Below are 1078 nucleotides of genomic sequence, written 5' to 3' on the forward strand. Positions count from 1 at the left end.
CCGCCGCCGACGAGCGGCTGGCCACGCTCGCGGCGCTGCGGGACGAGGAGGGCAACGTCCTGGTCCCGTCGGCGCACCCGTCCCGCTGGTGGGGCCTGCACGAACCGACACGCAGCGAGGTGCCGCTGCGCGACCGCGACCAGCCGGTGCTGCTCTCCGGCAGCGCGCTCGGGCAGCTGGACGACACCTGCTCGCTTCAGTGGTTCCTCGGCCGGGAGGTCAAGGCGGACGCGCCGGCGACCGCCGCGCAGGGCTTCGGCAACGTGCTGCACGTACTCGCCGACGAGGTCGCCACCGGCGCCACCCCGGCCGACCTCCCGGTGCTGCTGGAACGGCTCGACTCGGTCTGGGACGCGCTCGCCTTCGAGGCGCCCTGGAAGTCCCGGCAGGAGAAGGACAGCGCCCGGGCCGCCCTGGAGCGCTTCCTGCGCTGGCACGTGCAGGAGCGCGGCGGCCGGCGAACCGCGGCCAGCGAGCACGCCTTCGACGTCACCCTGCCGGCCGGTGAGTTCCAGGTGCGCATCCGCGGCAGCGTGGACCGCGTCGAGCAGGACGCCGAAGGCCGCGCCTACGTCGTGGACTTCAAGACCGGCAAGGCCAAACCGACCGGGCCGCAGGTCGCACTCAACCCGCAGCTCGCCGTCTACCAGCTCGCCGTCCGCGAGGGCACCCGGCCGGACTCCGCCGAGCAGAGCGGGCCGGGGCCGGGCGGAGGCGTGTCGGAAGAGGCCCGTCCGGACAGCGGCGGATCGCAGACGCCCGCCCCGAGCGGGAACGCTGAGAGCGGCGCCGAGCCGGCCGGGGTCGAGTCGGATGGGGTCGCGCAGGCCGGGGTCGAACTGGGTGGCGCCGAGCTGGTGCACCTGCGGCTCGGCGCCACCGCCAAGGAGGGCGGGGACGCCTACCCGGCCGTGCAGCGTCAGGACGCGCTGGCCCCGGCGGGCCCCGACGGTGACTGGGTCGGTGACCTGCTCACCCGGGCGGCCGGCCGGGTGCTGGACGAGCGCTTCAGCCCGTCACCCGGCCAGCACTGCGGGCACTGCGCCTTCCGCGCCGCGTGCAGCGCACGCCCGGAGGG

The 1078-nt window shown here is 76.2% G+C and carries 1 protein-coding gene; it reads left to right on the forward strand.

The window, feature by feature from the left end; genetic code table 11:
- Nucleotides 1–1078, forward strand: a 1078-nt coding sequence (locus ACYVE9_RS27950) for a RecB family exonuclease (RefSeq protein ID WP_461030679.1), incomplete at both ends; no start/stop codon positions are given.

This window comes from Streptomyces sparsus, assembly GCF_054776295.1.